This window comes from Bordetella genomosp. 1 (assembly GCF_002261335.1).
Lineage (GTDB): Bacteria > Pseudomonadota > Gammaproteobacteria > Burkholderiales > Burkholderiaceae_B > Bordetella.
Window position 1 is genome coordinate 324851 of the sequence record NZ_NEVL01000004.1, and the last position, 25894, is coordinate 350744.

A 25894-nucleotide genomic window follows, 5' to 3' on the forward strand; every position below is an offset into this window, starting at 1 on the left:
CGCCAGCCCTCGGGCTGGCGTTTTTCGTTGCGCAGACAACGACCTTGCGCGGCGGCGTTCAGCCCGCCACGATGCGGGCGATGGCCTCGCCCACCTCGGTGGTGCTGGCCTTGCCCTGCATGTCGGCCGTGCGCGGGCCATCGGCCAGCACCTGCTCGATCGCGCTCACGACGGCCTTGGAAGCCGCTTCGTAGCCGAGGAAATCCAGCATCAGCGCGCCGCTCCAGATCTGGCCGATCGGGTTGGCGATGTTCTTGCCGTAGATGTCGGGCGCCGAGCCATGCACCGGCTCGAACAGCGACGGGAACTTGCGCTCGGGGTTCAGGTTGGCCGAGGGCGCGATGCCGATGGTGCCGGTGCAGGCCGGACCGAGGTCGGACAGGATGTCGCCGAACAGGTTGGAGGCCACCACCACGTCGAACCAGTCGGGGTGCTGCACGAAGTGCGCGCACAGGATGTCGATGTGGTACTTGTCCCAGCGCACGTCGGGGTACTTCTCGCCCATCTCGGCCACGCGCTCGTCCCACCACGGCATCGAGATCGAGATGCCGTTGGACTTGGTGGCGGCGGTGAGGTGCTTGCCGCGCTTGCGCGCCAGCTCGAAGGCGAACTTCAGCACGCGCTCGGCGCCGATGCGGGTGAACACGCTTTCCTGGATCACCACTTCGCGTTCGGTGTTGGCGAACAGCCGGCCACCGCTGTTGGAATACTCGCCTTCGGTATTCTCGCGCACGATGAAGAAATCGATGTCGCCCGGCTTGCGATTGGCCAGCGGCGACGGCACGCCGGGCATCAGGCGCACCGGCCGCAGGTTGATGTACTGGTCGAACTCGCGGCGGAACTTGAACAGCGACTCCCACAGCGCCACGTGGTCGGGCACGGCGGCCGGCCAGCCGATGGCGCCGAAGAAGATCGCCTCATGGCCGCCGATCTGCGCGGCCCAGTCGTCGGGCATCATCTTGCCGTGCTTGGCGTAGTGATCGCAGCTCCAGTCGAAGTGATCGAACTGGAACCCGATGTCGAAACGCCGGGCCGCGGCCTCGAGCACGCGCAGGCCCTCGGGCACGACTTCCTTGCCGATCCCGTCTCCAGGGATCACGGCGATCTTGTGTTTCTTTGCTGCCACCCGAACTCTCCGTTTTGTGGGGTATGAAGAATCTGACCACGCATCATAGGCACATCGCGGCGCCCGCGCAAAGGCGGATCAGGCGCCGCTCCAGGCCTCGGCATTGAGGCGGTCGGAATACGTGGGACGGCGCTGCGAGCGCTCCATGTGCTCGAGCGCCGGCGTGATGACCTGCACCAGGCGCTCGAAGGCCGGCTTGATTTCCTCGTCGGGCACGCAGGCGTAGCCCAGCAGCAGCCCGGGTCGGGCCTCGCGCTCGGTGGCGTAGTAGCGCGACAGCGGCCGCGCGTACAGGCCCAGCGTGCGGGCCGCGATCGAAATGCCGAGATCGTCGGTGCCGTCGGGCAGGTGCATCACCAGGTGCAGCCCCGCCTCGTGCGTGGAGATCGGCCAGTCGGCGCCGAAGTGCGCGGTGATGGCCTCGCGCAGCAGCGCCTGGCGCGCGGCATAGCGCTGCTTCATGCGGCGGATGTGGCTGGCGTAGTGGCCGCCTTCGATGAAATCGGCCAGCACGGCCTGGTCCATCAGGCGGCCCTCGCGATAGAGCTCCGACAGGCCGGTGGCGAAGTGCGGCGCCAGCCGGCGCGGCAAGACCATGTAGCCCAGCCGGATGCCCGGAAACAGCGTCTTGGAGAAGGTGCCGAGGTAGAGCACGCGGTCGTGCTGGTCCAGCCCCTGCAGCGACGCGATCGGCCGGCCATCGAAACGGAACTCGCTGTCGTAGTCGTCTTCGACGATCCACGCGCCGCGCTTGTGCGCGTACTCGAGCAACATGCGGCGCCGAGCCAGACTCATCACCATGCCGAGCGGATATTGATGCGAGGGGGTGACGAAGATGAAGCGCGGCGGCTCGCGCAGCTGCTCGGGGCTGGGCGCCATGCCCTCTTCGTCGACCGACACCGGGATCGGCGTGATGCCGCAGGCGGCCAGCGTGGAGCGCGCGCCCCAGTAGCCGGGATTCTCCATCCAGGCGGTGTTGCCGTTGTCGCCCAACAGCCGCGACAACAGGCTGATCGATTGATGGATGCCGGTGGTGAGAATGACCTGATCGGCCTCGCACTTGACCGAGCGCGACAGCCGCAGGTGTTCGGCCAGGGCCTGGCGCAGCGGCATGTAGCCCGCGCCGTGCGCGTAGGTGAGCAGCTCCGGGGTCTGCTGGCGCCAGCGCCGGCTCGACAGGCGGTTCCAGACCGCGCGCGGAAACAGCGAGACATCGGGCACGCCCGACACGAACGCGCCCCACTGCCGGTCGGAGGCGGAGGCCTCGCGGATCAGCTTGGTGCCGCGGCGCGACAGCGCGAAGTTTTGCATCGGGGTTTGCCCGCCCTCGGCACTGGCTTCGGCCAGTGGCTCCTGCGTGGCGGGCACGGTGTCGGAAACGAAGGTGCCACTTCCAAATGCGGATACGAGATAACCCTCGGCCAGCAACTGATCGTAGGCGTGCAGCACCGTATTGCGGGATAACCCTGTGTCGGTGGACAGCGCGCGCGTTGCGGGGAGTTTGGTGCCGGCGGGCAGGTCGCCCGCCAGGATGAGCTCTCGGAGAATGTCGTAGATCTGACGCGAGAGGGGCGTGGAGCCGCGCCGTTCAAGGCGCTGGAGCAAACACTCGGACAGAATCAACTCTTTCAAAGTGGCACCAAGAACGAAAAACGATTTGGACCTATCGAGAGTACCAAAGATTCGGTACGCTGCAATCCGAAATCAATAAAAGTAGTCCATAGATTGCATAGGGGAAAACACTTGCAACCGGACAATCCACACACGCTGCATGCGGCGCGCTGCGCGCCCATGTTCCGTCCGGGCCGACCTGCCCATTTTCCTGTCGAGCGCCGCGCACCGCGGCGCGTGGATGCGTGCGCCGCGCGTGCGCGCATCGGCCTGCGCACGCGCGGTGCCGACCCGCGACGACCGGAAAACCCGACGCGCTGATACGCACCAACACGATGCCGATGCCCTGCGCCGCGGCATCCGCTGCACCGAAATGCAGCACCCATGCAGTCGCTCCACATTGCCGTCAACCGAGAAACAGGATGGCACCCCTTTTGCTTTTGCAACGGGGCAACGCAAACCATCCCTTCTCAATCAAAGCCGGGAGGCCCGCAGTGAAACTCAAGCAATTCCTGAAACTCTCCGTTGGCGCGCTGGCGCTGGCCGCCGCGCTGCCCGCGGGCAACGCCTGGGCCCAGACCAAAGGCGGCACGCTCAGCATGATCGTGCAGCCCGAGCCGCCCATCCTGATCCCCGCGCTCAACCAGCAGGGACCGACGCAGTTCGTCGCGGGCAAGATCTACGAAAGCCTGCTGACCTATTCGTTCGACCTCAAGCCGCAACCCGGCCTGGCGAAGTCGTGGGAAGCCTCGGCCGACGGCCTGAGCTACACCTTCCACCTGCAGGAAAACGTGAAGTGGCACGACGGCAAGCCGTTCAGCGCCGACGACGTGGTGTTCTCGCTGGGCGAGCTGCTGCCCAAGACCCACGCCCGTGCCCGCGTGATCCTGACCAAGTTCATCGACAAGGTCGAGAAGGTCGACGACAACACGGTGAAGATTTCGCTGAAGACGCCGTTCCCGGCCTTCATGCTGATGTTCGAGCCGGGCTTCGCGCCGATGATGCCCAAGCACATCTACGAAGGCACCGACTACGCCACCAACCCGGCCAACCAGAAGCCGATCGGCACCGGCCCCTTCATGTTCAAGGAATGGAAGCGCGGCGAGTACATCAAGCTCGCGCGCAACCCGGCCTACTGGAAGGAAGGCAAGCCCTACCTCGACGAGCTCGTGTTCAACGTGATCCCGGACTCGGCCTCGCGCGCCGTCGCCTATGAGCGCGGCAGCGTGGACGTGCTGCGCGGCGGCGACGTGGACAACGTGGACGTCAAGCGTCTGCGCGCCCTGCCCAACACGCAGTACACCACGCAGGGCTGGGAGATGTTCTCGCCGCAGGCCTACCTGATCTTCAACATGCGCAAGCCGCCCTTCGACAATCTGAAGGTGCGCCAGGCCGTGATGCATGCGCTCAACCGCAAGCTGGTGGTCGACAACATCTTCTTCGGCCTGGGCAAGATCTCGACCAGCCCGTTCGTGACCACGGAGATGTTCTACGACAAGAACATGCCGGCCTACAACTTCGACATGAAGAAGGCGCGCGAGCTGATCAAGGAATCGGGCATCAATCCGGGCGACTACACCATCCGCCAGCTCGGCTTCCCGTACGGCTCGACCTGGGACCGCCTGGGCGAGTACACCAAGCAGGCGCTCGAGCAGCTCGGCTTCAAGGTCAACCTGGAATCGACCGACGCGGGCGGCTGGGCCAGCCGCACCGGCAACTGGGACTTCGACCTGACCACCAACTTCACCTATCAGTACGGTGATCCCGCGCTGGGCGTGCAGCGCCTGTACATCTCGTCGAACATCGTCAAGGGCTCGCCTTTCGCCAACGTGCAGGGCTACAGCAACCCCGAGACCGACAAGTGGTGGACCGACGCGGCCTCGGAGATCGATCCGGCCAAGCGCCAGGAGCTCTACACCAAGCTGCAGAAGCAGATCGTCACCGACGTCGGCAACGGCTTCCTGGTCGACATGGAGTTCCCCACGCTCTACCGCGCCAAGGTCAAGAACCTCGTGAAGACCGCCATCGGCCTGAACGAGAGCTTCGACGACGTCTACATCGAGAAGTAAGCAGGCGCCGGGCGGCTTTCGCCGTCCGCCCCGCCCGACCCGCACGCGCGCGTGCCGCGACACGCGCGCGTGCGGGCCTGCACCACTGCGCCGGCGCCCGCACGGGGCCGGCCTGGAGTAAGCATCATGAAATTCCTGTCGTTTTTCGCCTCGCGCCTGGGCAAGGCCCTGGTGGTCGTGCTGGGCGTGGTCATCATCAATTTCTTCCTGATCCGGCTGGCGCCCGGCACGCCGGCCGAAGTGCTGGCCGGCCAATCAGGCTCCGGCGATCCCGCCTACGTCAAGCAGCTGACCGAGCAGTTCGGCCTGGACAAGCCCGTGCTGACCCAGCTCGCGATCTACCTGAAGGGCGTGGTCCAGCTCGACCTGGGCTTCTCCTACCGCAATCACGTGCCGGTGCTCGACCTGATCCTGGAGCGCCTGCCGGCGACGCTGCTGCTGATGAGCTGCGCCTTCCTCTTTTCCATCCTGCTGGGCGTGCTGCTGGGCGTGGTGGCGGCCAAGGCCCGCTATGCCAACAAGCGCCGCTGGATCGATTCCAGCGTGATGACCGGCGCGCTGCTGCTCTACGCCACGCCGCTGTTCTGGCTGTCGCTGATGGGGATCCTGCTGTTCTCCGTGATGCTGGGCTGGCTGCCCGCCTTCGGCATGGAGACCGTGGGCTCCAACCTCACCGGCCTGGCACGCGCCTGGGACATCGCGCAGCATCTGGTGCTGCCCACGGTGACGCTGGGCTGTTTCTTCATGGCCGTCTACGTGCGCCTCACGCGCGCCTCGATGCTCGAAGTGATCGGCATGGACTTCGTCAAGACGGCGCGCGCCAAGGGCGTGAGCGCCAACCGCGTGATCCGCGCCCACGTGCTGCGCAACGCGCTGCTGCCGGTCATCACCTTCGCCGGCATCCAGCTCGGCCAGATGGCGGGCGGCGCGGTGCTCACCGAAACCGTGTTCGCCTGGCCCGGCATCGGCCGCCTGATGTTCGACGCCCTGCTGCAGCGCGACTATCAATTGCTGCTCGGCATTTTCCTCGTCACGTCCATCATGGTGGTGGCCTTCAACCTGATCACCGACGTGATCTACCGCCTCATCGACCCGCGCATCGCGGCCGGCGGCCAGCTGGGAGCCTCGGCATGAAAGGATTCATGAAGCGCTACATGCGCAACTATGGCGCGGTGGCCGGGCTGGTCATCGTGCTGGCCGTGATCGCGATGGCGATCGCCGCGCCGCTGCTGTATGAAGAATCGCCCTGGATGATGGTGGCCTCGCCGCTGATCGCGCCGTTCACCGACCCCGCCTACCCGCTGGGCACCGACATGCTCGGTCGCGACATCACGGCCGGACTGGTGTGGGGCGCACGCGTGTCGCTGCTGGTCGGCCTGATCTCCACCGGCGCCTCGCTGCTGTTCGGCATCCTGATCGGCGCGATGGCCGGCTACTGCGGCGGCCGGGTCGACGACCTGCTGATGCGGTTTACCGAGTTCTTCCAGACCATCCCGCAGCTGGCGATGGCCGTGGTGCTGGTGGCGGTGCTGGGCCCCTCGGTGACCTCGATCATGACCGCGATCGCCGTGGTCTCGTGGCCGCCGGCCGCGCGCCTGGTGCGCTCCGAGTTCATGACGCTCAAGCAGCGCGAGTTCGTGCAGGCGGCCATCGTGATCGGCCAGACGCCGGGCCGCATCGTCTGCTCGCAGATCCTGCCCAACGCCATGTCGCCCATCATCGTCTCGGCCTCGTTCATGGTGGCCACCGCCATCCTGACCGAGTCGTCGCTGTCGTTCCTGGGCCTGGGCGACCGCAACATGATGAGCTGGGGCTTCATGATCGGCGCGGCGCGCACGATGATCCGCGAAGCCTGGTGGATGAGCGTGTGGCCGGGCGTGGCCATCCTGCTCACCGTGCTGGCCATCAATCTGATCGGCGAGGGCCTGAACGACGCCCTCAACCCGCAACTGCGCAAGCGCGGCGAATAGGAGCCTGCCATGTCCGAACATTCGCCCCTGCTTTCCGTGCGCGACCTGACCATCGCCCTGCCTTCGGGCGGCGACCGGCCGTTCGCGGTCCAGAACGTCTCCTACGACATCCATCCCGGCGAAATCCTCTGCATCGTCGGCGAATCCGGCTCGGGCAAGTCCATGAGCGCCAACGCCATCATGGGCCTGCTGCCGGACTACCTTACGCCGCAAGGCGGCCAGATCCTGTTCCAGGGCAAGGACCTGCTGCGCCAGGACGAAGCCACGCTGCTCGGCATGCGCGGCAAGGACATGGCGATGATCTTCCAGGAACCGCTGTCGGCGCTGAACCCGCTGATGACGGTGGGCGAGCAGATCGCCGAGGTCATGCGCGTGCACAACGCCTACCCCGGCGAGGCGCGCCAGCGCCGGGTGCTGGACTTGCTGGCCTTCGTCGGCCTGCCCGATCCCGCCACGCTCTATCACGTCTATCCGTTCCGGCTCTCGGGCGGCCAGCGCCAGCGCGTGATGATCGCGATGGCGCTCGCGCTCGAGCCGGCGCTGCTGATCGCCGACGAGCCCACCACCGCACTGGACGTGACCACGCAGGCCCAGATCCTGGCGCTGATCGCCCGCATCCAGAAGGAAAAGGGCATGGGCGTGATGTTCGTCACCCATGACTTCGGCGTGGTGGCGGAGATCGCGCACCGGGTCGCGGTGATGGAAAAGGGCCTGCTGGTCGAACAGGGCCCCGCCGAACAGGTGCTCAACCGGCCGCAACATCCCTACACGCGCCGCCTGATCGCCGCCGTGCCGCACCGCCGCGCCGAGGAGAAGACGCTCGACACGCGCGAGGCGCCGGTGCTGGAGGTGCGCGACCTGAAGAAGACCTACGTCACCGGCTCGGGCTGGTTCGGCAAGAAGCGCGTGGTGCACGCGGTGGACGGCGTGAGCTTCGGCGTGCGCCGCGGCGAGACGCTCGGCATCGTGGGCGAATCGGGCTCGGGCAAGTCCACCATCGGCAAGTGCCTGCTGAAGCTGATCGGCATCGATGGCGGCCAGCTGATGTTCAACGGCCGCGACGTGGCGCAGCTCAGCGAGGCGCAGTTCCGCCCGGTGCGCAAGGACATCCAGATGATCTTCCAGGATCCCTTCGCCTCGCTCAACCCGCGCCAGACCGTCGGGCGCATCATCAGTGACGGCCCGGTGGCCAACGGCACGCCGCGCGCCCAGGCCGAGGCGCGTGCGCGCGAGCTGCTCACGCTGGTGGGCCTGGATCCGTCCGCCTTCGACCGCTATCCCAACCAGTTTTCCGGCGGCCAGCGCCAGCGCATCGGCATCGCCCGCGCGCTCGCGCTCGAACCGCAGGTGCTGGTGGCCGACGAGTCGGTGTCGGCGCTCGACGTCTCGGTGCAGGCCCAGGTGCTGCAGCTGCTGCACGAACTGCAGCAGAAGCTGCGTATCGCGCTGATCTTCATCACCCATGACCTGCGCGTGGCGGCGCAGATCTGCAACTCGGTGCTGGTGATGCACCGGGGCAAGGTCGTCGAGCAGGGCTCGCCGGCGCAGATCTTCGACCGTCCGCAGAACCCCTACACGCAACAACTGATCGCCGCGGTGCCGGGCCAGCACTGGGACCCGACCCAGGCCGAGACCTGATGCCGCGCGCCGAGAGATTCCGCCATGAAGAACGCTGACCTGACCGAACGCAAGGACGCCGCCACGCCGCGAGGCGTGGGCGTGATGTGCAACTTCTACGCCGATCGCGCCGAAAACGCCGAGCTGTGGGACATCGAGGGCCGCCGCTACATCGATTTCGCCAGCGGCATCGCGGTGCTCAACACCGGCCATCGCCACCCGCGCCTGATCGACGCCATCGAGGCCCAGATCCGGCGCTTCACCCACACCGCCTACCAGATCGTGCCCTATGCCAGCTACATCGAGCTGGCCGAGGAGATCAACCGGCGCGTACCGGGCGATTTCGCCAAGAAGACCGCGCTCTTCACCACGGGCGCCGAGGCCGTGGAAAACGCCGTGAAGATCGCCCGCGCGGCCACCGGCCGGCCGGGCGTGATCGCGTTTTCCTCCGCCTTCCATGGCCGCACGCTGCTGGGCATGGCGCTCACCGGCAAGGTGGTGCCCTACAAGGTCGGGTTCGGCCCCTTCCCCTGCGAGATCTACCACGCGCCCTACCCCAACGCGCTGCACGGCGTCAGCACCGACGATGCGCTGGCCGGCCTGAAGTCGCTCTTCAAGACCGACGTGGATCCGCGCAGCGTGGCCGCCATCATCATCGAACCGGTGCAGGGCGAAGGCGGCTTCAATATCTGCCCGCCGGATTTCATGCTGGCGCTGCGCGCGCTCTGCGACGACCACGGCATCCTGCTGATCGCCGACGAGGTGCAGACCGGCTTCGGGCGTACCGGCAAGCTGTTCGCGATGGAACACTTCGGCGTGGCGCCCGACCTCACGGCCATGGCCAAGAGCCTGGCCGGCGGCATGCCGCTGTCGGCCGTGTGCGGCCGCGCCGAGATCATGGACGCGCCCCCGCCCGGCGGTCTGGGCGGCACCTATGCCGGCAACCCGCTGGCCGTGGCGTCGGCCCTGGAAGTCATCAAGGTGATCGAGCAGGAAGACCTGCTCGCGCGCGGCAATCGCCTGGGCGAACGCCTGCGCCACTATCTCGACGAGCTGCGCCACGAGGTGCCCGAGATCGCCGAGGTGCGCGCGCTGGGCGCGATGGTGGCGGTGGAGTTCCGCCAGCCGGGCAGCGACGCGCCCAGCCCCGAATTCACCCGGCGCGTGCAGGCGCGCGCGCTGGAGAAAGGCCTGCTGCTGCTGACCTGCGGCACCGACGGCAACGTCATCCGCTTTTTGTTCCCGCTCACCATCACGGATGCCCTCATGGACGAGGCCTTCGACATCCTGGGCCAGGCACTGCGCGGTTGACCCCTCATAAGCTTCAAAGGAGACATCGATGAATCGGCCCAGCGCCATCCCCACCGTGCAGATCGACAACGAGCACGTGAAAGTCACCGAATGGCGCTTTCCGCCGGGCGGCGAGACCGGCTGGCACAGGCACGGCATGCACTACGTGGTGGTGCCCATCACCACCGGCGAGCTGCTGCTGGACACGCCCGACGGCGAAATCCGCAGCGCGCTCAAGACCGGCATCTCGTACACCCGGCCGGTGGGCGTGGAACACAACGTGATCAATCCCAACGAGACCGAATTCGTCTTCGTCGAGATCGAACTGAAGCACGGCTGAGACACCTCGCGAGGACAACCATGAAGGCGTTTTTTTCCGAAGAGCAACTGCTGCACGAACCGCAGCAATTCATGCGACTGGGCCGCCTGTGCGCCCCGACCGACCTGCCGGCGCGCGCCGAGACGCTGCGCGCGCTGCTGCAGTCGCGCGGCATCAGCGTGGAGAACCCCACCGACTACGGCCGCGAGCCGCTCGAGGGCGTGCACAGCAACGAATACCTGGATTACCTCGAACACGCCTATACCCGCTGGCAGGCGCTGCGCGGCAGCGGCCTGGAGCCGGGCATCGAGGTGCTGCCCAATCTCTCGCCCTACTACAACGGGCGCGTCGAGCATGCCGCGCGCGGCCCCTGCCCCTCGACCTCCATCGTGGCCGAGACCGGCTACTACCTGAGCGACCTGTCGTGCCCGATCGGCCCGCACACCTGGCGTTCGGCGCTGCGCTCGACCCATTGCGCCACCGCGGCCGCCGACTGGGTGCTGCAGCACGACGGCCTGGCCTACGCGCTGTGCCGGCCCTCCGGGCATCACGCGCACCGCGACCGCGCGGGCGGCTTCTGCTACCTGAACAGCAGCGCCACCGCCGCGCACCGGCTGGCCCAGACCTTCGACCGCGTGGCCGTGCTCGACGTGGACGCGCACCATGGCGACGGCACGCAGAACATCTTCTACCAGCGCTCGGATGTGATGACGCTGTCGCTGCACGCCGACCCGACCGGGTACTACCCCTTCTATACCGGCTACGCGCATGAGCGCGGCTACGGCAGCGGCCACGGCTACAACCTCAACTTCCCGCTGCCGCACGGCGCCGACAACGGCGTGTTTCTCGACACGCTGGACAGCGCGCTGATCGCGCTGCGCGACTACCGGCCGCAGGCGCTGGTGCTGGCGCTGGGCTTCGACACCTACAAGGACGATCCGATCAGCGTGCTGCGCCTGGACCTCGATGCCTACCGCCACATCGGCGAGCGCATCAACAGCCTGGGGCTGCCGACGGTGGTGGTGCAGGAAGGCGGTTACCAGGTCGCCAGCATCGGCCAGGCGCTCGACGCCTTCATGCAGGGCATGGCGGCGGTGCCGGCCTGAACGCCATGATGCCGTCCACCCCCTCGCGGGCCGGCGCCGGCCGCTCCCGCATACGTACCCCCGGGGCGCGCCAGTCCGGGGCGCACCGGCGGCGGCTGGCCGGGCCGCGCCAGGCCGGGCCGCGCCAGGCCCGGTCACACCTGGCCGGGGCCGCCAGGCCATGACCGCGCCCGCCTCCTCCTCCCCCGCGCCGTCGCGCGGCGCCGGCATCGCGTACTTCCTGGCCGCGCTGGTGGCCTTCGCCACCTTCGACGCGGCCTCGAAGTACCTGCTGCAGTTCTACCCCGCGCCCTTTCTCAACATCATGCGCTATGGCACGGTGGCGACGCTGGCAGCCTGGCTGCTGTTGCGCCATGGCGTGCCGCGCTGGTCGACACAGCCGCACCGGCGCCTGCTGCTGGTGCGCGGGCTGGCGCTGGGCACGGTGGGTTCGTGCTTCATGACGGCGCTGATCTGGATGCCGCTGTCGGAGGCCACGGCGATCTACTTCACCTCGCCGCTCATCATGGTGGCCCTGTCGCCCTGGCTGCTGGGCGAGCGGGTCGGCCGCACGCAGTGGGCCGCGGTCTGCGCCGGCTTCGCCGGCATGCTGCTGATTGTGCGTCCGGGCTCGGAGCTGCCCGCGCTGGGCACCGCGCTGATGGCGATCTCGGCGGTGAGCTATGCCTTCTTCCAGGTGCTCACGCGCAAGCTCGCCGGCAAGGTGCCCGGGCCGGTGCAGTACGCGTACACCGCCTTCGTCTGCCTCATCATGACGGCCCTGCCGGCGCCCTTCTTCCTGCCCGATCCGTTTCCCGGCCTGGGCGACTTCGCCTTCATCCTGGGGCTGGGCATCTGCAACGCCGCCGCCCAGATCCTGCTGATCGCCGCCTTCCAGCGGGTCGAGGCCTCGACCCTCGCGCCGCTCAACTACTGCCATCTGCTGATGGCGGTCGCGTTCTCGACCTTCTGGTTCGACCGCCCGCCCGATGCGCTGGCGCTGGCCGGCATGGCCCTGATCGTGGCCGCCGGCATCTTTCTCGTGACACGCCGCCCGCGCGCGGCCTGAATGACCCTTTCCGGGAGAAGCCCATGAGTCAACTGCCCCCCCTCTCATACTGGCAGACGCGCGCCGAAGCGCTCACGCTGCGCAACCAGGCCTTCATCGACGGCCAGTGGGTGACCGGCGCCGGCGCCCCGATCGCCGCCATCAACCCGGCCACGGGCCGGGTCCTCACCGAGGTCGCGGCCTGCGACGCGGCCGACGTCGACCGTGCCGTGGCGGCCGCGCGCCGCGCCTTCGAGGAAGGCGTCTGGAGCGGGCTGCCGCGCCGCGAGCGCAAGGCGCGCCTGCTCAGGCTGGCCGAGCTGATCCGCGCCAACGCCGAAGAGCTCGCGCTGATCGAAACGCTGGACATGGGCAAGCCCATCGGCGACACGCTGGCCTACGACATCCCCGAAGCGGCGACCACCTACCAGTGGTATGCCGAAACGCTCGACAAGCAGTACGACGAGATCGCCCCCACCGATGCCGACTCGCTCGCCACCATCACGCGCGAGCCGCTCGGCGTGGTGGCGGCCGTGGTGCCCTGGAACTATCCGCTCCTGATGGCGACCTGGAAGGTGGCGCCGGCCCTGGCGGCCGGCAACAGCGTGGTGCTCAAGCCGGCCGAGCAATCGATGCTCACCGCGCTCAGGCTGGCCGAGCTCGCCTTCGAGGCGGGCATCCCGGCCGGCGTGCTCAACGTGGTGCCCGGCACCGGCCCGGTGGCGGGCCGCGCGCTGGGCCTGCACATGGACGTGGACTGCCTGGCCTTCACCGGCTCCACCGCCACCGGCAAGCGTTTCATGGAGTACTCGGGCCAGTCGAACCTCAAGCAGATCTGGCTCGAGTGCGGCGGCAAGTCGCCCCACATCATCTTCGACGACTGCCCCGACCTGGACCGCGCCGCGCTGGCCGCCGCGATCGGCATCTTCAACAACCAGGGCGAGGTCTGCATCGCCGGCTCGCGCCTGTACGTGCACAGCAAGATCTACGACGCGTTCCTGGAGAAGCTCGACGCCTGGGCGGCGAAGATGCAGCCGGGCAACCCGCTCGACCCGAACGCGATGATGGGCGCCATCGTCGACGAGCGCCAGCTCGAGCGGGTGCTGCACTACATCGACGCGGGCAAGACGGAGGGCGCGCGCCTGCGCACCGGCGGCGAGCGCGTGAAGGCGGAGTCCGGCGGCTACTACGTCGCGCCCACGATCTTCGAATGCGCCGGTCCCGACCTCACCATCGTGCGCGAGGAGATCTTCGGCCCGGTGCTGGCCGTGACGCGGTTCGAATCGGAGGACGAGGTGGTGGCGCTGGCCAACCAGTCGATCTATGGCCTGGGTTCCGGCCTCTGGACCGCCGACCTGTCGCGCGCGCATCGCGTGTCGCGCCGGCTGCGCGCCGGGCTGGTCTGGGTGAACTGCTATTTCGACGGCGACGTGACCGTGCCGTTCGGCGGCGTGAAGCAGTCGGGCTTCGGCCGCGACAAGTCGCTGCACGCGCTGGAGAAATACAGCGCGCTCAAGACGACCTGGTTCAAGCTCTGAGCCACGCGGGCGGCGCGAGCGCGCCGCCCGGCGGGGCCCGCCGGCCCGGGCTCAGTAGCCGCGGCCGCGTTCGACCAGGCCGGAGACCGGCTCGCCGCGCTGGAACGCGCGGATCTTGGCCGCCACCTGCGCGATCGTCTCGCGCCGCAGGCTCAGCGCCGCCACGTGCGGCGTGATGGTGACGCGCGGGTCTTTCCAGAAAGGATGTTGCGCGGGCAACGGTTCTTCGCGGAACACGTCGAGCGTGGCGCCGGCGATGTGCCCCTGGTCGAGCAGCGTGATCAGGTCTTCCTCGACCAGGTGCGCGCCGCGCCCCATGTTGATCAGGTAGGCGCCCGACTGCAGCTGCAGCAGGGTTTCGAGGCGCATCAGGTCGCGCGTGTCGGGCGTGAGCGGCAGCGTGTTGATCAGCACGCGCGTGCGCGCCAGGAACGGCGACAGCCCGGCGCTGCCGCCGAAGGCCTCGATGCCCTCGGGCGCCTTGCCGCTGCGCGACCAGCCGGCCACCGGATACTCGAGCGCGGCCAGCGCGGTGGCCACGCGCGCGCCCATCACGCCCATGCCCAGCACGCCCACCGGCCAGGCCGACCGGTCGATCTCCGGCAGCGGCTGCCACACGCCGGCGCGCTGCTGCTCGGCGTATTGGTCGAACTGGCGGCTCGCGCGCACCAGCGCATGGGCCGCGTACTCGGCCATCTGCACCGCCATGCCGGCGTCCTCGAGCCGCACGATGGGCAGATCGGGCGGCAGGCTCGGCAGACGGAACAGCGCATCCACGCCCGCCCCCAGATTGAATGCCACGCGCAACTTCTTTTCTCGCGCGAACAGCGCGTCGGGCGCATTCCAGACCACCGCGACGTCGGCGTTCTGGACCGGCTGGTCGGCGTGCCACATCACGACTTCGGTGCCGGGCAGCGCGGCCGCCAGCGGATCGAGCCACTCTGCGGGTTCGATTTCATGACTCGATGAGAAGATGACTTTCACGTTGGGGACCCGTTCAGAATGCTGGAAAACAGAATGGAGGACGGAATATCCGCGCGCCGCGCCGCAGCAGATGTGCAGCGCCGCAGATTGGCGGATAATGCATCGATGATATCAGCCGCATGCGCCCGCAAGCACGGGCGCCGGCACTCAATTTGCAACGATGGCGCGCACATCGCGCCGCTCCCGGAACCGACGTTCATGTCCACTCTCAGCCCCACCCAGCAGCAAGACGTAGACTTCCAGCTTCATTCCTACACCAACGCCGTCAAGCACGGCGAGGTCGGCCCGCGCATCATGACGCGCGGCGAAGGCATCTACGTCTACGACGACCACGGCAACCGCTATCTCGAAGGCATGGCCGGCCTGTGGAGCGTGGCGGTGGGATTCGGCGAACCGCGCCTGGTCGACGCGGCCACGCGCCAGCTGCAGGAACTGCCCTACTACCATACGTTCACGCACAAATCGCATCCGAGCGTGATCGAGCTGTCGGAAAAGCTGATCGGCTACACCGAGGGCCGCATGGCCAAGGCCTTCTTCACCAACTCCGGTTCCGAGGCCAACGACACGGTCGTCAAGCTGGTCTGGTACTACCAGAATGCGCTGGGCCAGCGCGCCAAGAAGAAGATCATCGCGCGCCAGCGCGGCTATCACGGCGTCACGGTCGCCTCGGCCAGCCTCACCGGCCTGCCCGGCAACCACAAGGATTTCGACCTGCCGCTGCCGCAGATGCTGCACACGGCGTGTCCGCACCACTACCGCCACGCGCTGCCCAACGAATCCGAGGAAGACTTCGCCACCCGCCTGGCCGATGAGCTCGAGGCGCTGATCCTGCGCGAAGGCGCCGACACGGTCGCCGCGTTCATCGGCGAGCCGGTGATGGGCGCGGGCGGCGTGATCGTGCCGCCGCGCACCTACTGGCAGAAGATCCAGGCGGTGTGCCGCAAGTACGACGTGCTGGTGATCGCCGACGAGGTCATCACCGGATTCGGCCGCCTCGGCAAGCGCTTCGGCTCGGAGGTGTTCGGCATCGAACCCGACATCATGGTGCTGTCCAAGCAGATCACCTCGTCGTACCAGCCGCTGGGCGCCGTGCTGCTCAACGCCAAGGTGGCCGACGTGGTCGCCGCGCACAGCGGCAAGCTCGGCACCTTCGGCCACGGCTACACCGCCAGCGGCCATCCGGTGGCCACCGCCGTCGCGCTCGAAAACCTCAAGATCATCGACGAACGCGGCCTGATCGCGCACGCCGCCGAAATGGGCGAGCTGCTGCACCAGGAGCTCAACGCGCTGGCCGGCCACCCGCTGGTGGGCGAAGTGCGCGGCACCGGCCTGATCGCCGGCGTCGAACTGGTGGCCGACAAGGCCACGCGCGCGCCCTTCGATCCGCTCGGCAAGGCGGGCGCCTTCGCCTACGAACGCGCCCACGATCACGGCCTGATCGTGCGCGGCATCCAGGACACCGTCGCGTTCTGCCCGCCGCTCATCATCACCGCGAGCCAGGTGCGCGACATGGTCGCCCGCTTCGCCCGCGTGCTCGACGACACCGCCGCCCACCTGGGCCGCTGAGCCGGCGGCCTGCCGCCACGCCAGACGGGCGCCCGCGGGCGCCCGTTGTCATTCCCGTCTCACCAGTAATAGGGGCGCGGGTGCACGTAATAGGGATGGCCGTAATACGGTTGCGGCTGCACGTACACCGGGCCGCCGCCGTAATAGGGACGCGGCCGGGCCGGCACCACGATGCAGCCGCCCAGCATTGCCAGCAGCGTGACGCCGCCGAGGGTTCTCAAAAGGATCTTCATGGCCTGCTCCACGGCGGCGCGACAGCGCACCGCCATGAAAGAAAGACCGGCGCCCAGGGCGCCGGTTCCGGTCATGAAACGCAGCGAAACAGGCTTCAGCGCTTGCGCGAACCGAGCAGCGAGCCCAGCACGCCGCGCACCAGTTCGCGCGCCACCTGGCGGGCGGTGCTCTTGGCCACCGACTGCACCACGCCGTCGCGCTTGCCGCCGCGCGGGCCCGTGGAGCCGAACAGAATGTCGTTGATCCCCTTGAGCAGGCCGCCGTCGGACTCGGCCGGCGCCTCGGGCGCATCGGCCGGCGCAGGCGCCTTGCCGGTGCCGGCGGGCCCCGGGGCCGGCTTGGCCGCCCGCTGGGTCAGCACCTCGTAGGCCGACTCGCGATCGATGCTGGTTTCATACTTGGCGGCCAGCGGCATGGCCTGGCGCAGCGCCTGGCGCTCCGCGTCGGTGGCCGGGCCGATCCGGCTGCCCGGCGGCAGGATCCAGGCGCGCTCGGTGGGATTGGGCCGCCCCTTGGCGTCGAGCAGCGACACCAGGGCCTCGCCCACGCCGAGCTCGGTGATGGCCGCCTCGATGTCCAGGCCCGGATTGGGCCGCATGGTCTGCGCCGCCGTCTTGACCGCCTTCTGGTCGCGCGGGGTGAAGGCGCGCAGGGCGTGCTGGATGCGGTTGCCGAGCTGGCCCAGCACCGTATCCGGAATGTCGAGCGGATTCTGGGTGACGAAATACACGCCCACGCCCTTCGAGCGCACCAACCGCACCACCTGCTCGATCTTGGTCAGCAGCGCCGCCGGCGCATCGGTGAAAAGCAGGTGCGCCTCGTCGAAGAAGAACACCAGCCGCGGCTGCTCGGGATCGCCGATCTCGGGCAGCTTTTCGTAGATGTCGGCGAGCAGCCAGAGCAGGAACACCCCGTAGAGCCGCGGGGCCTGCATCAGCTTGTCGGCGGCCAGGATGTTGACCACGCCGCGCCCCTGCGCGTCGGTGCGCATCAGGTCGGCCACGTCGAGCATCGGCTCGCCGAAGAACTTGTCGGCGCCCTGCGACTCGAGCTGCAGCAGGCTGCGCTGGATCGCGCCCACCGAGGCCGACGACACGTTGCCGTAGCGCAGCTTGAGCTCGCCGGCGCGGTCGGCCACGTGCTGCAGCATGGCGCGCAGGTCTTTCAGGTCGAGGATCAGCTGGCCCTCGTCGTCGGCGACCTTGAACACCAGGTTGAGCACGCCCTCCTGGGTGTCGTTGAGCTCGAGCATGCGGGCCAGCAGCAGCGGCCCCATGTCGGACACGGTGGCGCGCACCGGCGCGCCCTGCTCGCCGAACACGTCCCAGAGCGCGACCGGGCTGGCGCCCCACGCCGGCTCGGGCAGGCCGAGATTCCTGAGCCGCTCCTGCAGCTTGGGCGAGGGCACGCCGGCCTGCGAGATGCCGGTGAGGTCGCCCTTCACGTCGGCCATGAACACCGGCGTGCCCAGGCGCGAGAAGGATTCGGCCAGCAGTTGCAGGGTCACGGTCTTGCCGGTGCCGGTCGCCCCGGTGATGCAGCCATGCCGGTTGGCGAGACCTGGCAAAAGGGACAGTTCGGTCTGGTCGTGGCGGGCAATGACGATCGGATCGGGCATGACGGCTCTCCGGCGGGGTCGTGGCAAGGCGTCAAGTGTAGAGCCTGCGCCGCGCTTGCGGACGTGGCGCATGCGACACAAAGCGGTCCCGATCCGGCGGCGGGCCGCCGGGCACGCTAAAATGCCGTTTTGCAGCCAATTTTTTCGAGAAGCCATGGCCGGACACAGTAAATGGGCCAATATCCAGCACCGCAAAGGCCGCCAAGACGCCAAGCGGGGCAAGCTCTGGACCAAGATCATTCGTGAAATCACGGTCGCCGCGCGTGCCGGCGGCGCCGATCCCGACAGCAACCCGCGGCTGCGCCTGGCCTGGGACAAGGCGACCGACGCCAACATGCCCAAGGACAACGTCCAGCGCGCGATCCAGCGCGGCGCGGGCGGCGCCGATGGCGACAACTACGAAGAAGTGCGCTATGAAGGCTATGGCGTGGGCGGCGCGGCGGTCATCGTCGACTGCATGACCGACAACCGCACCCGCACGGTGGCCGATGTGCGCCACGCCTTCGCGAAAAACGGCGGCAACCTGGGCCAGGAAGGCTCGGTGGCGTTCATGTTCAAGCACTGCGGCCAGTTCCTGTTCGCCCCCGGCAGCTCCGAGGAGCAGGTCATGGAAGTGGCGCTGGAAGCCGGTGCCGAGGATGTGGCCTCCGACGAGGAAGGCGGCATCGAAGTGATCTGCGCCCCGGCCGACTACGCCGCCGTGCGCAAGGCGTTCGACGCCGCCGGCCTGAAGGCCGAGGTCGACGGCATCGTCATGAAGGCGCTGAGCGAGACCGAGCTCACCGGCGACGACGCCATCAAGATGCAGAAGCTGCTCGACGCCCTGGAAGGCCTGGACGACGTGCAGGAAGTCTATACGAACGTCGTCTTCGACGAAGCGCAGTAAGCAGCACAGGGGCAAGGCGCCACGCGGCGCCCTGCCGCATCGATATGCAGGCGCCCGGCAGCGGGCGCCGCACCGGTTCCCCGGCCACCGGGCAACACCTTCAGAATCACCGCTACATGAAACTCCTGGTAATCGGCTCGGGCGGCCGCGAACACGCCCTCGCATGGCGACTGGCCCGCTCCCCGCGCGTGCACAAAGTCTATGTCGCGCCCGGCAACGGCGGCACGCAACATGGCGACCTGCTCGAGAACGTGCCCTACACCAGCGCCGAGGAGCTCGCCGCCTTCGTGCAGCGCGAAGGGGTCTCGCTGACGGTGGTCGGCCCCGAAGCGCCGCTGGCCGCCGGCGTGGTCGACGTGTTCCGCGCCCAGGGCCTGAAGATCTTCGGCCCCACCAAGGCCGCCGCCCAGCTCGAGAGCTCGAAGGATTACGCCAAGGCCTTCATGGAGCGCCATGGCATCCCCACCGCCCGCTACCAGACCTTCACCGATCCGGCCCAGGCGCACGCCTATGTCGACGCCGAAGGCGCGCCGATCGTGATCAAGGCCGACGGCCTGGCCGCCGGCAAGGGCGTGGTCGTGGCGATGGACCTCGAAGAAGCGCATGCCGCGATCGACGCGATGCTGGGCGACGGCTCGCTCGGCGACGCCGGCGCGCGTGTCGTGATCGAAGAATTCCTGTCCGGCGAAGAAGCCAGCTTCATCGTGATGTGCGATGGCCGCAACGTGCTCGCGCTGGCCACCAGCCAGGACCACAAGCGCCTGCAGGACGGCGACCAGGGCCCCAACACCGGCGGCATGGGCGCCTACTCGCCCGCCCCCATCGTCACCCCCGAACTGCATCACCGCATCATGCGCGAGATCATCCTGCCGACCGTGCAGGGCATGTCGCGCGACGGAATCCCCTACACCGGCTTCCTGTACGCCGGCCTCATGATCGCCGCCGGCGACGACCCCGACCGTCCCATCAAGACGCTCGAGTTCAACTGCCGCATGGGCGATCCCGAGACCCAGCCGATCATGATGCGCGTCAAGAGCGATCTGCTCGACGCGCTCGAACACGCCGTCGAAGGCACGCTCGACCAGGCCGACATCGTCTGGGACCGCCGCACGGCGCTGGGCGTGGTGCTGGCCTCGCACAACTACCCCAACACGCCGCGCACCGGCGACGTGATCAAGGGCCTGCCCGCCGAAACCGAAGACTGCATGGTGTTCCACGCGGCCACGAAGATCGAGGGCAACGAGGTCAAGACCACCGGCGGACGCGTGCTGTGCGTCACCGCGCTGGGCGACTCGGTCCGGATCGCGCGCGAGCGCGCCTACGAGGCGGTCAACCAGGTCCACTTCGACGGTCGTCAGTACCGCAGCGACATCGGCTGGCGCGCGCTCAAGCCCTCGCAGCAGAAGCCCGCCAAGTCGGGCGCCTGAGCCCGCGGCCGTACCCATGAGTGTGCTTCAGACCGACGCCGTCCGCGATTACCTCACGGGTCTGCAGGGCCGCATCGTCGCCGCGCTGGAAAGCGCCGGCGGCGAGCCCTTCCGCACCGACGCCTGGGAGCGTCCGGAAGGCGGCGGCGGCGTCTCGCGCCTGATCGAGGGCGGCCAGTTGCTCGAACGCGGCGGCGTGCTGTTCTCGCACGTGCGCGGCACCCGGCTGCCGCCGTCGGCCAGCGCCCACCGGCCCGAGCTGGCCGGGCGCGGCTGGGAGGCCATGGGCGTGTCGATGGTGCTGCACCCGCGCAACCCGATGGTGCCCACCACCCACATGAACGTGCGCATGTTCATGGCGGCGGCGCGCCCGGGCCACGACGAGGCCGACGTGTTCTGGTTCGGCGGCGGTCTCGACCTCACGCCCTACTACCCCTTCGAAGACGACGCCCGCCACTTCCATCGCGCCTGTCGCGATGCGCTGGCGCCGCACGGCCCCGACTACTACCCGCGCTACAAGCGCTGGTGCGACGAGTACTTCTTCCTCAAGCACCGCAACGAAACGCGCGGCATCGGCGGGATCTTCTTCGACGACCTCAACGAGCCCGGCTTCGACGGCGCGTTCGCGCTGATGCGGTCGGTGGGCGACGCGTTCCTGCCGGCCTACATGCCGATTCTGGAGCAGCGCCGCCACCTCGCCTACGGCGAGCGCGAGCGCGACTTCCAGGCCTACCGGCGCGGCCGCTACGTGGAATTCAACCTGGTATTCGACCGCGGCACGCTGTTCGGCCTGCAGTCGGGCGGCCGCACCGAATCCATCCTGCTCTCGATGCCGCCGGCCGCGCACTGGCGCTACGACTGGCATCCGGAGGCCGGCTCGCCGGAAGCCGCGCTGGCCGAGTTCCTCAAACCGCGCGACTGGCTCTGAGGTCGGCACGTGAAACGCATCGGCTTGCTCGGCGGCAGTTTCGATCCCGTCCACGTGGCGCATCTGGCCCTGGCCGATGCGGCGCGAGCCGCGCTGGCGCTCGACGAGGTCCAGCTGCTGCCGGCCGCCAATCCCTGGCAGCGCGCGCCGCTCAAGGCCAGCTCGTCGCACCGGCTGGCCATGCTCGAGCTCGCGATCGAGGGCCATCCCGGCCTGCACGTCAATCCGATCGAGATCGAACGCGGCGGCGCCACCTACACGGTGGACACGCTGCGCGCCCTGCCGGGCCAGGCGCGCTATACCTGGCTGCTGGGCGCCGACCAGCTCGCCAATTTCTGCACCTGGCGCGAATGGCAGGAAATCGCCACGCTGGTCGAGCTGGCGGTGGCGGTGCGTCCCGGCACCCCGCTCGCGCCGCCCGCCGAGCTCAGCGACTGGCTGGCGCGCCAGGGCGCCGCGCTGCGCGAGCTGCCGTTCACGCCGCTCGACGTGTCGGCCTCCGACATCCGCAGGCGGCTGGCGGCGGGCGAGTCCACCGACGGCCTGCTGCCGCCGGCGGTGGCCGAATACATCGCCCACTACGGTCTGTACCAATAAGTCCCCGGGGTCCCGCCCCGTTTTCTCCACCCAGCCGCCGGCCCTCTGATGCAGGTTCCGGCGGGTTATAGTTGCCTCCATGGATATTCAGAAACTTCAGCGCGCCATCATCGATGCCCTCGAAGACGTCAAGGCGCAAGACATCAAGGTGTTCAACACCACGCACCTGACCAGTCTGTTCGACCGCGTCATCATCGTCAGCGGCACCTCCAACCGCCAGACCCGAGCCCTGGCCTCCAGCGCCGCCGACCGCGGCCGCGAGCTGGGCCTGACCGGCGTCACCATGGAAGGCGAGGACACCGGCGAATGGGTGGTGGTCGACCTCGGCTACATCGTCGTGCACGTCATGCAGCCGGCCATCCGCCAGTACTACAACCTCGAAGAGATCTGGGGCGACAAGCCCGTGCGCGTGAAGCTGCTGCCCGGCTCCACCCGCCCGGCGCCCACCGACGCCGACCCGTACTGAGCGGCCATGAAACTGATCGTGGCCGCGGTCGGCACGCGCATGCCGGGCTGGGTCGAAACCGCCTGGGATGACTACGCCAAGCGCCTGCCGGCCGACTGCGCGCTCGAACTGCGCGAGATCAAGCCCGAACCCCGCACCAGCGGCAAGACCCCGGCCCAGATGATGGCCGCCGAGGCGCGCCGCATCGAGAGCGCGCTCCCCGCGGGCGCGCTGCGCATCGCGCTCGACGAGCGCGGCCGCGACCTGACCACGGTCGCGCTGTCGCAGCAGCTCGAGAAGTGGCGCGCGGGCGGCTCCGACGTGGCGTTCCTGGTGGGCGGCCCCGACGGCCTGGATGCCGAGCTCAAGGCCTCGTGCGCCGGCCTGCTGCGCCTGTCGTCGCTCACCCTGCCCCATCCCATGGTGCGCGTGCTGCTGGCCGAGCAGCTCTATCGCGCCTGGGCCATCATGACCAACCACCCCTATCACCGCGCATGAGTTCCGCCGCCCCCGCCCGCCTCTATCTCGCCTCCGCCAGTCCGCGCCGGCGCGAGTTGCTCGGCCAGATCGGCGTCGCGCACGAGGTGTTGCGCGTGCCCGCGCCGCCGGGCGAGGACGAGCCCCAGCTGCCCGGCGAAAGCGCGGCCGACTACGTGCTGCGCACCGCGCGCGACAAGGCCGAACGCGGCGTGGCCTTCCTGGCCGCATCGTCGCTCGCCCCCCTGCCGCTGCTGGCGGCCGACACCACGGTCATCCTCGATGGCGCGGTGCTCGGCAAGCCGGCCGACCGCGCCGACGCGGCCCGCATCCTGGGCGCGCTGTCGGGCCGCGAACACGAGGTGCGCACCGCCGTCGTGCTGGCGCACGCGGGCCGCATCAGCGAGGCGCTGTCGGTCACCACGGTGCGCATGCGCGCCCTGGATGGCGGCGACATCGCGCGCTATTGCGACAGCGGCGAACCCTTCGGCAAGGCCGGTGCCTATGGCATCCAGGGCCTGGGCGGCGCGTTCATCGCCCACATCGCCGGCAGCTATACCGGCGTGATGGGCCTGCCCGTGTTCGAAACCGCCGCGCTGCTGCGCGAGGCCGGCATCGTCATTCGCTGACGCCCGCCCTCAGGCCGCGCGCAGCGCCTCGATGCCGCGCAGCGCGGCCAGCGCGCTCATCTTCAGCGGCACGTGCCGCGCATCGCCGGAAATGCCCGCGTCGTCGCGGTTGATGCGGACCACCGCCGCGCCGCACGCGCGCGCCACCCGTTGCGTGAAGGCGCGCGCCGTGGCCACCGCGGTGCCCGCGCCGATCTCGATCACCACCAGCTCGCGCGCGGCGCCCAGCCAGGGTTCGAGCGCGTCGAACTGGGCGTCGGTGCGCGCACCGAGCCAGTCGTAGTCGCCAAACATCAGCACATTCGGCCGCGCCAGCGCCCCGCAACGCGGACAGCGCGGCGGCGCGCTGGTGAGCAGGCCGGTCTGCGGGTCGATGACGGGCACGAAATCATCGGCCGACCAGATCGCGTCGCTGCACGGCAGCAGGCACTGCAGGTGATGCAGCGAGCCATGGCACTCGGTGAGCGGCACGTCGTCGAAGCCGGCGCGCTGGAACTGGCCATCGACATTGCTCGTGAACACCGCGACGCCCTGCGGCAGGCCGCGCCCCCACGCGCGCAGCAGCCCGAAGCCGGCGTGCGGCGCCGTCTCGCGATAGCGCGCCAGGCGATGGCCGTAAAAGCCCCAGGCCAGCGCCGCGTCGTCATGGAACGCCTGCGGCGCAGCGATGTCGGTGAAATCCATGCGCCGCCGCCCCAGCGCCGGATAGGCGCGCCACAGCCCTTCGCGGCCGCGGAAATCCGGCAGACCGGAGTCCACGCCCATCCCCGCGCCCGCCACCACCAGCAAGGAAGATGCGCGCGCAACCAGGTCGGTGGCGCGTGCCAGCGCGTGGGCGGGATCGGCGTGGGGCATCGCAACTCCATTGAAACGGGCCGCGCCCGTGCGCGGCCGAGCTGCATTATGCCCGGCCATGAAAAAACCCTCCGCCCGGCGGGCGGTGGCCCGACGGACGGAGGGTCGCTGCGCGCGCCGCCGCGAGGCGGCGCGGCTCAGCCTGCCTGGTGGCTGGGCTGGGCGTGCGCGCTCAGCGGGGCCGGCGCCGGCTCGGCGAGCGGCGGCAGCTCGCCATTCAGGGCGGCGTCGAGCTGATCGTGATCGAGCTCGCCTTCCCAGCGCGCCACCACCACCGAGGCGGTCGCGTTGCCGACCAGGTTGGTCAGCGCGCGGCATTCCGACATGAAGCGGTCCACGCCCAGGATCAGCGCCATGCCGGCCACCGGCACGGTCGGCACCACCGACAGCGTGGCGGCCAGGGTGATGAAGCCCGCGCCCGTCACGCCCGCGGCGCCCTTGGAACTCAGCATCGCCACCAGCAGCAGCAGGATCTGGTCGCCCAGGCTGAGCGGAATGTCGCACGCCTGCGCGATGAACAGCGCGGCCATGGTCATGTAGATGTTGGTGCCGTCCAGGTTGAACGAGTAACCGGTGGGCACCACCAGGCCGACCACCGACTTCGAACACCCGGCGCGTTCCATCTTCTGCATCAGCGTGGGCAGCGCGGCTTCCGACGAGCTCGTGCCCAGGACCAGCAGCAGCTCTTCGCGGATGTAGCGCACCAGCTTCAGGATCGAGAAGCCGTTGTAGCGCGCCACCAGGCCCAGCACCACCACCACGAACAGCACCGAGGTGGCGTAGAACGTGCCGACCAGCATGGCCAGATTGATGACCGACTTGATGCCGTACTTGCCGATGGTGAAGGCCATCGCGCCGAACGCGCCCACGGGCGCCGCACGCATCAGGATGGCGACCAGCTTGAACACCGGCCGCGACAGCGCGGTCAGGAAGTCCAGGATCGGCTTGCCGCGCTCGCCGACGAGCGCCATCGCGATGCCGAACAGCACGGCCACGAACAGCACCTGCAGGATGTCACCGGAGACGAACGGGCTGAAGATGGTGGCGGGGATGATGTTGAGCAGGAAACCCGTGATGGTGGAGTCATGGGCCTTGGTCACGTACTCGGCGACCTGCTTCTGGTCCAGCGTGGCCGGATCGATGTGCAGGCCGGCGCCCGGCTGCACGATGTGGCTCACGATCATGCCGATGATGAGCGCCAGCGTCGAGAACGCGAGGAAGTACAGCATCGCCTTGCCCGCCACGCGGCCGACCTTCTTCAGGTCGCTCATGGCGGCGATGCCGGTGGCCACCGTGATGAAGATCACGGGTGCGATGATCATCTTCACCAGCTTGATGAAGCCATCGCCCAGCGGCTTCATGGCCTCGCCGAGTTCCGGCTTGAAGTAACCCAGCAGCACGCCGATCACGATGGCGAACAGCACCTGCACATACAGGATTTGGTAGAACTTCTGCTTGCGTACCGGCGTGCCGGCACCTTGATCCATGTCGATCATCGGGATTGTCCCCACCTAGAGCCCTCGGGCAGCCTCGTGGACCGCACTCGCGGCGTTATGTTTTGACGGTTATGAAGCC

The 25894-nt window shown here is 68.7% G+C and carries 25 protein-coding genes; 17 read left to right on the forward strand and 8 right to left on the reverse strand.

What is annotated here, in order from left to right; translation table 11 throughout:
* Positions 1-58: 58 nt before the first annotated feature.
* Both CEG14_RS18445 and pdxR read right to left on the reverse strand, forming a co-directional pair.
* The gene (locus tag CEG14_RS18445; RefSeq protein ID WP_094827865.1) at positions 59-1126 is read right to left on the reverse strand and encodes a tartrate dehydrogenase; all 1068 of its coding nucleotides are present in this window, start codon (positions 1124-1126) and stop codon (positions 59-61) included.
* A 78-nt stretch (positions 1127-1204) separates the two neighbouring features.
* A complete protein-coding gene (gene pdxR, locus CEG14_RS18450; RefSeq protein ID WP_094827866.1) occupies positions 1205-2758 on the reverse strand; it encodes a MocR-like pyridoxine biosynthesis transcription factor PdxR in 1554 nt (517 codons plus the stop codon).
* A gap of 473 nt (positions 2759-3231) precedes the next feature.
* On the opposite strand from pdxR, the gene CEG14_RS18455 reads away from it, so the two are divergent.
* The 9 genes from CEG14_RS18455 (at position 3232) to CEG14_RS18495 (ending at position 13673) form a co-directional block, all read left to right on the forward strand.
* Positions 3232-4806, forward strand: coding sequence for an ABC transporter substrate-binding protein (locus tag CEG14_RS18455; RefSeq protein WP_094827867.1), 1575 nt, complete (start codon positions 3232-3234; stop codon positions 4804-4806).
* 126 nt (positions 4807-4932) lie between these two features.
* A complete protein-coding gene (locus CEG14_RS18460) occupies positions 4933-5940 on the forward strand; it encodes an ABC transporter permease (protein ID WP_094827868.1) in 1008 nt (335 codons plus the stop codon).
* Complete coding sequence (locus CEG14_RS18465; RefSeq protein ID WP_094827869.1) at positions 5937-6776, forward strand: ABC transporter permease; 840 nt, start codon at positions 5937-5939, stop codon at positions 6774-6776. The genes CEG14_RS18460 and CEG14_RS18465 overlap by 4 nt, the downstream gene beginning before the upstream one ends.
* 9 nt (positions 6777-6785) lie before the next feature.
* The gene (locus tag CEG14_RS18470) at positions 6786-8414 is read left to right on the forward strand and encodes an ABC transporter ATP-binding protein (protein WP_094827870.1); all 1629 of its coding nucleotides are present in this window, start codon (positions 6786-6788) and stop codon (positions 8412-8414) included.
* Positions 8415-8438: 24 nt separating this feature from the next.
* Positions 8439-9704 (forward strand): 4-aminobutyrate--2-oxoglutarate transaminase, encoded by a 1266-nt coding sequence (gabT, locus tag CEG14_RS18475; RefSeq protein WP_094827871.1) that lies wholly within the window; start codon positions 8439-8441, stop codon positions 9702-9704.
* Positions 9705-9732: 28 nt separating this feature from the next.
* The gene (locus CEG14_RS18480) at positions 9733-10023 is read left to right on the forward strand and encodes a cupin domain-containing protein (protein WP_094827872.1); all 291 of its coding nucleotides are present in this window, start codon (positions 9733-9735) and stop codon (positions 10021-10023) included.
* A gap of 20 nt (positions 10024-10043) precedes the next feature.
* Complete coding sequence (locus CEG14_RS18485; RefSeq protein WP_094827873.1) at positions 10044-11108, forward strand: histone deacetylase family protein; 1065 nt, start codon at positions 10044-10046, stop codon at positions 11106-11108.
* A gap of 160 nt (positions 11109-11268) precedes the next feature.
* Positions 11269-12156: a DMT family transporter gene (locus CEG14_RS18490; RefSeq protein WP_094827874.1), complete on the forward strand. Its 888-nt coding sequence runs from the start codon at positions 11269-11271 to the stop codon at positions 12154-12156.
* Between the two features lie 23 nt (positions 12157-12179).
* On the forward strand, positions 12180-13673 hold the full coding sequence (locus tag CEG14_RS18495; RefSeq protein WP_094827875.1) for an aldehyde dehydrogenase: 1494 nt from the start codon (positions 12180-12182) through the stop codon (positions 13671-13673).
* Between the two features lie 51 nt (positions 13674-13724).
* Here the strand turns inward: CEG14_RS18495 and CEG14_RS18500 are convergent, their stop codons facing one another.
* Positions 13725-14567 (reverse strand): 2-hydroxyacid dehydrogenase, encoded by an 843-nt coding sequence (locus tag CEG14_RS18500; protein ID WP_094828274.1) that lies wholly within the window; start codon positions 14565-14567, stop codon positions 13725-13727.
* A gap of 86 nt (positions 14568-14653) precedes the next feature.
* Positions 14654-14857 carry a hypothetical protein gene (locus tag CEG14_RS26080; RefSeq protein ID WP_143277242.1) on the reverse strand — a complete coding sequence of 68 codons (204 nt, stop codon included), beginning with the start codon at positions 14855-14857 and terminating at the stop codon, positions 14654-14656.
* Here CEG14_RS26080 and CEG14_RS18505 point away from each other — a divergent pair.
* Complete coding sequence (locus CEG14_RS18505) at positions 14856-16223, forward strand: aspartate aminotransferase family protein (RefSeq protein ID WP_094827876.1); 1368 nt, start codon at positions 14856-14858, stop codon at positions 16221-16223. The genes CEG14_RS26080 and CEG14_RS18505 overlap by 2 nt on opposite strands.
* Positions 16224-16282: 59 nt before the next feature.
* Here CEG14_RS18505 and CEG14_RS26410 read toward each other — a convergent pair whose 3' ends face one another.
* A complete protein-coding gene (locus CEG14_RS26410; RefSeq protein WP_176461417.1) occupies positions 16283-16456 on the reverse strand; it encodes a hypothetical protein in 174 nt (57 codons plus the stop codon).
* A gap of 95 nt (positions 16457-16551) precedes the next feature.
* A complete protein-coding gene (locus CEG14_RS18515; protein WP_094827878.1) occupies positions 16552-18075 on the reverse strand; it encodes a helicase HerA-like C-terminal domain-containing protein in 1524 nt (507 codons plus the stop codon).
* Between the two features lie 154 nt (positions 18076-18229).
* Between CEG14_RS18515 and CEG14_RS18520 the strand changes: the two genes are divergently transcribed.
* The 7 genes from CEG14_RS18520 to CEG14_RS18550 all read left to right on the forward strand — a co-directional run bounded on the left by CEG14_RS18520 (position 18230) and on the right by CEG14_RS18550 (position 23464).
* Positions 18230-18961: a YebC/PmpR family DNA-binding transcriptional regulator gene (locus tag CEG14_RS18520; protein ID WP_094827879.1), complete on the forward strand. Its 732-nt coding sequence runs from the start codon at positions 18230-18232 to the stop codon at positions 18959-18961.
* 116 nt (positions 18962-19077) lie between these two features.
* A complete protein-coding gene (purD, locus tag CEG14_RS18525) occupies positions 19078-20388 on the forward strand; it encodes a phosphoribosylamine--glycine ligase (protein WP_176461416.1) in 1311 nt (436 codons plus the stop codon).
* Between the two features lie 16 nt (positions 20389-20404).
* Positions 20405-21316 carry an oxygen-dependent coproporphyrinogen oxidase gene (gene hemF / locus CEG14_RS18530; RefSeq protein ID WP_094827881.1) on the forward strand — a complete coding sequence of 304 codons (912 nt, stop codon included), beginning with the start codon at positions 20405-20407 and terminating at the stop codon, positions 21314-21316.
* Positions 21317-21325: 9 nt separating this feature from the next.
* Entirely contained in the window at positions 21326-21913 is a 588-nt protein-coding gene (nadD, locus tag CEG14_RS18535) for a nicotinate (nicotinamide) nucleotide adenylyltransferase (protein WP_094827882.1), read from the forward strand.
* Between the two features lie 79 nt (positions 21914-21992).
* Positions 21993-22379 carry a ribosome silencing factor gene (gene rsfS / locus CEG14_RS18540; protein ID WP_094827883.1) on the forward strand — a complete coding sequence of 129 codons (387 nt, stop codon included), beginning with the start codon at positions 21993-21995 and terminating at the stop codon, positions 22377-22379.
* Positions 22380-22385: 6 nt separating this feature from the next.
* Entirely contained in the window at positions 22386-22856 is a 471-nt protein-coding gene (gene rlmH, locus CEG14_RS18545; protein ID WP_094827884.1) for a 23S rRNA (pseudouridine(1915)-N(3))-methyltransferase RlmH, read from the forward strand.
* The gene (locus CEG14_RS18550) at positions 22853-23464 is read left to right on the forward strand and encodes a Maf family protein (RefSeq protein ID WP_094827885.1); all 612 of its coding nucleotides are present in this window, start codon (positions 22853-22855) and stop codon (positions 23462-23464) included. The genes rlmH and CEG14_RS18550 overlap by 4 nt, the downstream gene beginning before the upstream one ends.
* A 9-nt stretch (positions 23465-23473) precedes the next feature.
* Here the strand turns inward: CEG14_RS18550 and CEG14_RS18555 are convergent, their stop codons facing one another.
* Both CEG14_RS18555 and CEG14_RS18560 read right to left on the reverse strand, forming a co-directional pair.
* The gene (locus tag CEG14_RS18555) at positions 23474-24319 is read right to left on the reverse strand and encodes an SIR2 family NAD-dependent protein deacylase (RefSeq protein WP_094827886.1); all 846 of its coding nucleotides are present in this window, start codon (positions 24317-24319) and stop codon (positions 23474-23476) included.
* Positions 24320-24456: 137 nt separating this feature from the next.
* Positions 24457-25815, reverse strand: coding sequence for a dicarboxylate/amino acid:cation symporter (locus CEG14_RS18560; RefSeq protein WP_094827887.1), 1359 nt, complete (start codon positions 25813-25815; stop codon positions 24457-24459).
* Positions 25816-25894: the final 79 nt, after the last annotated feature.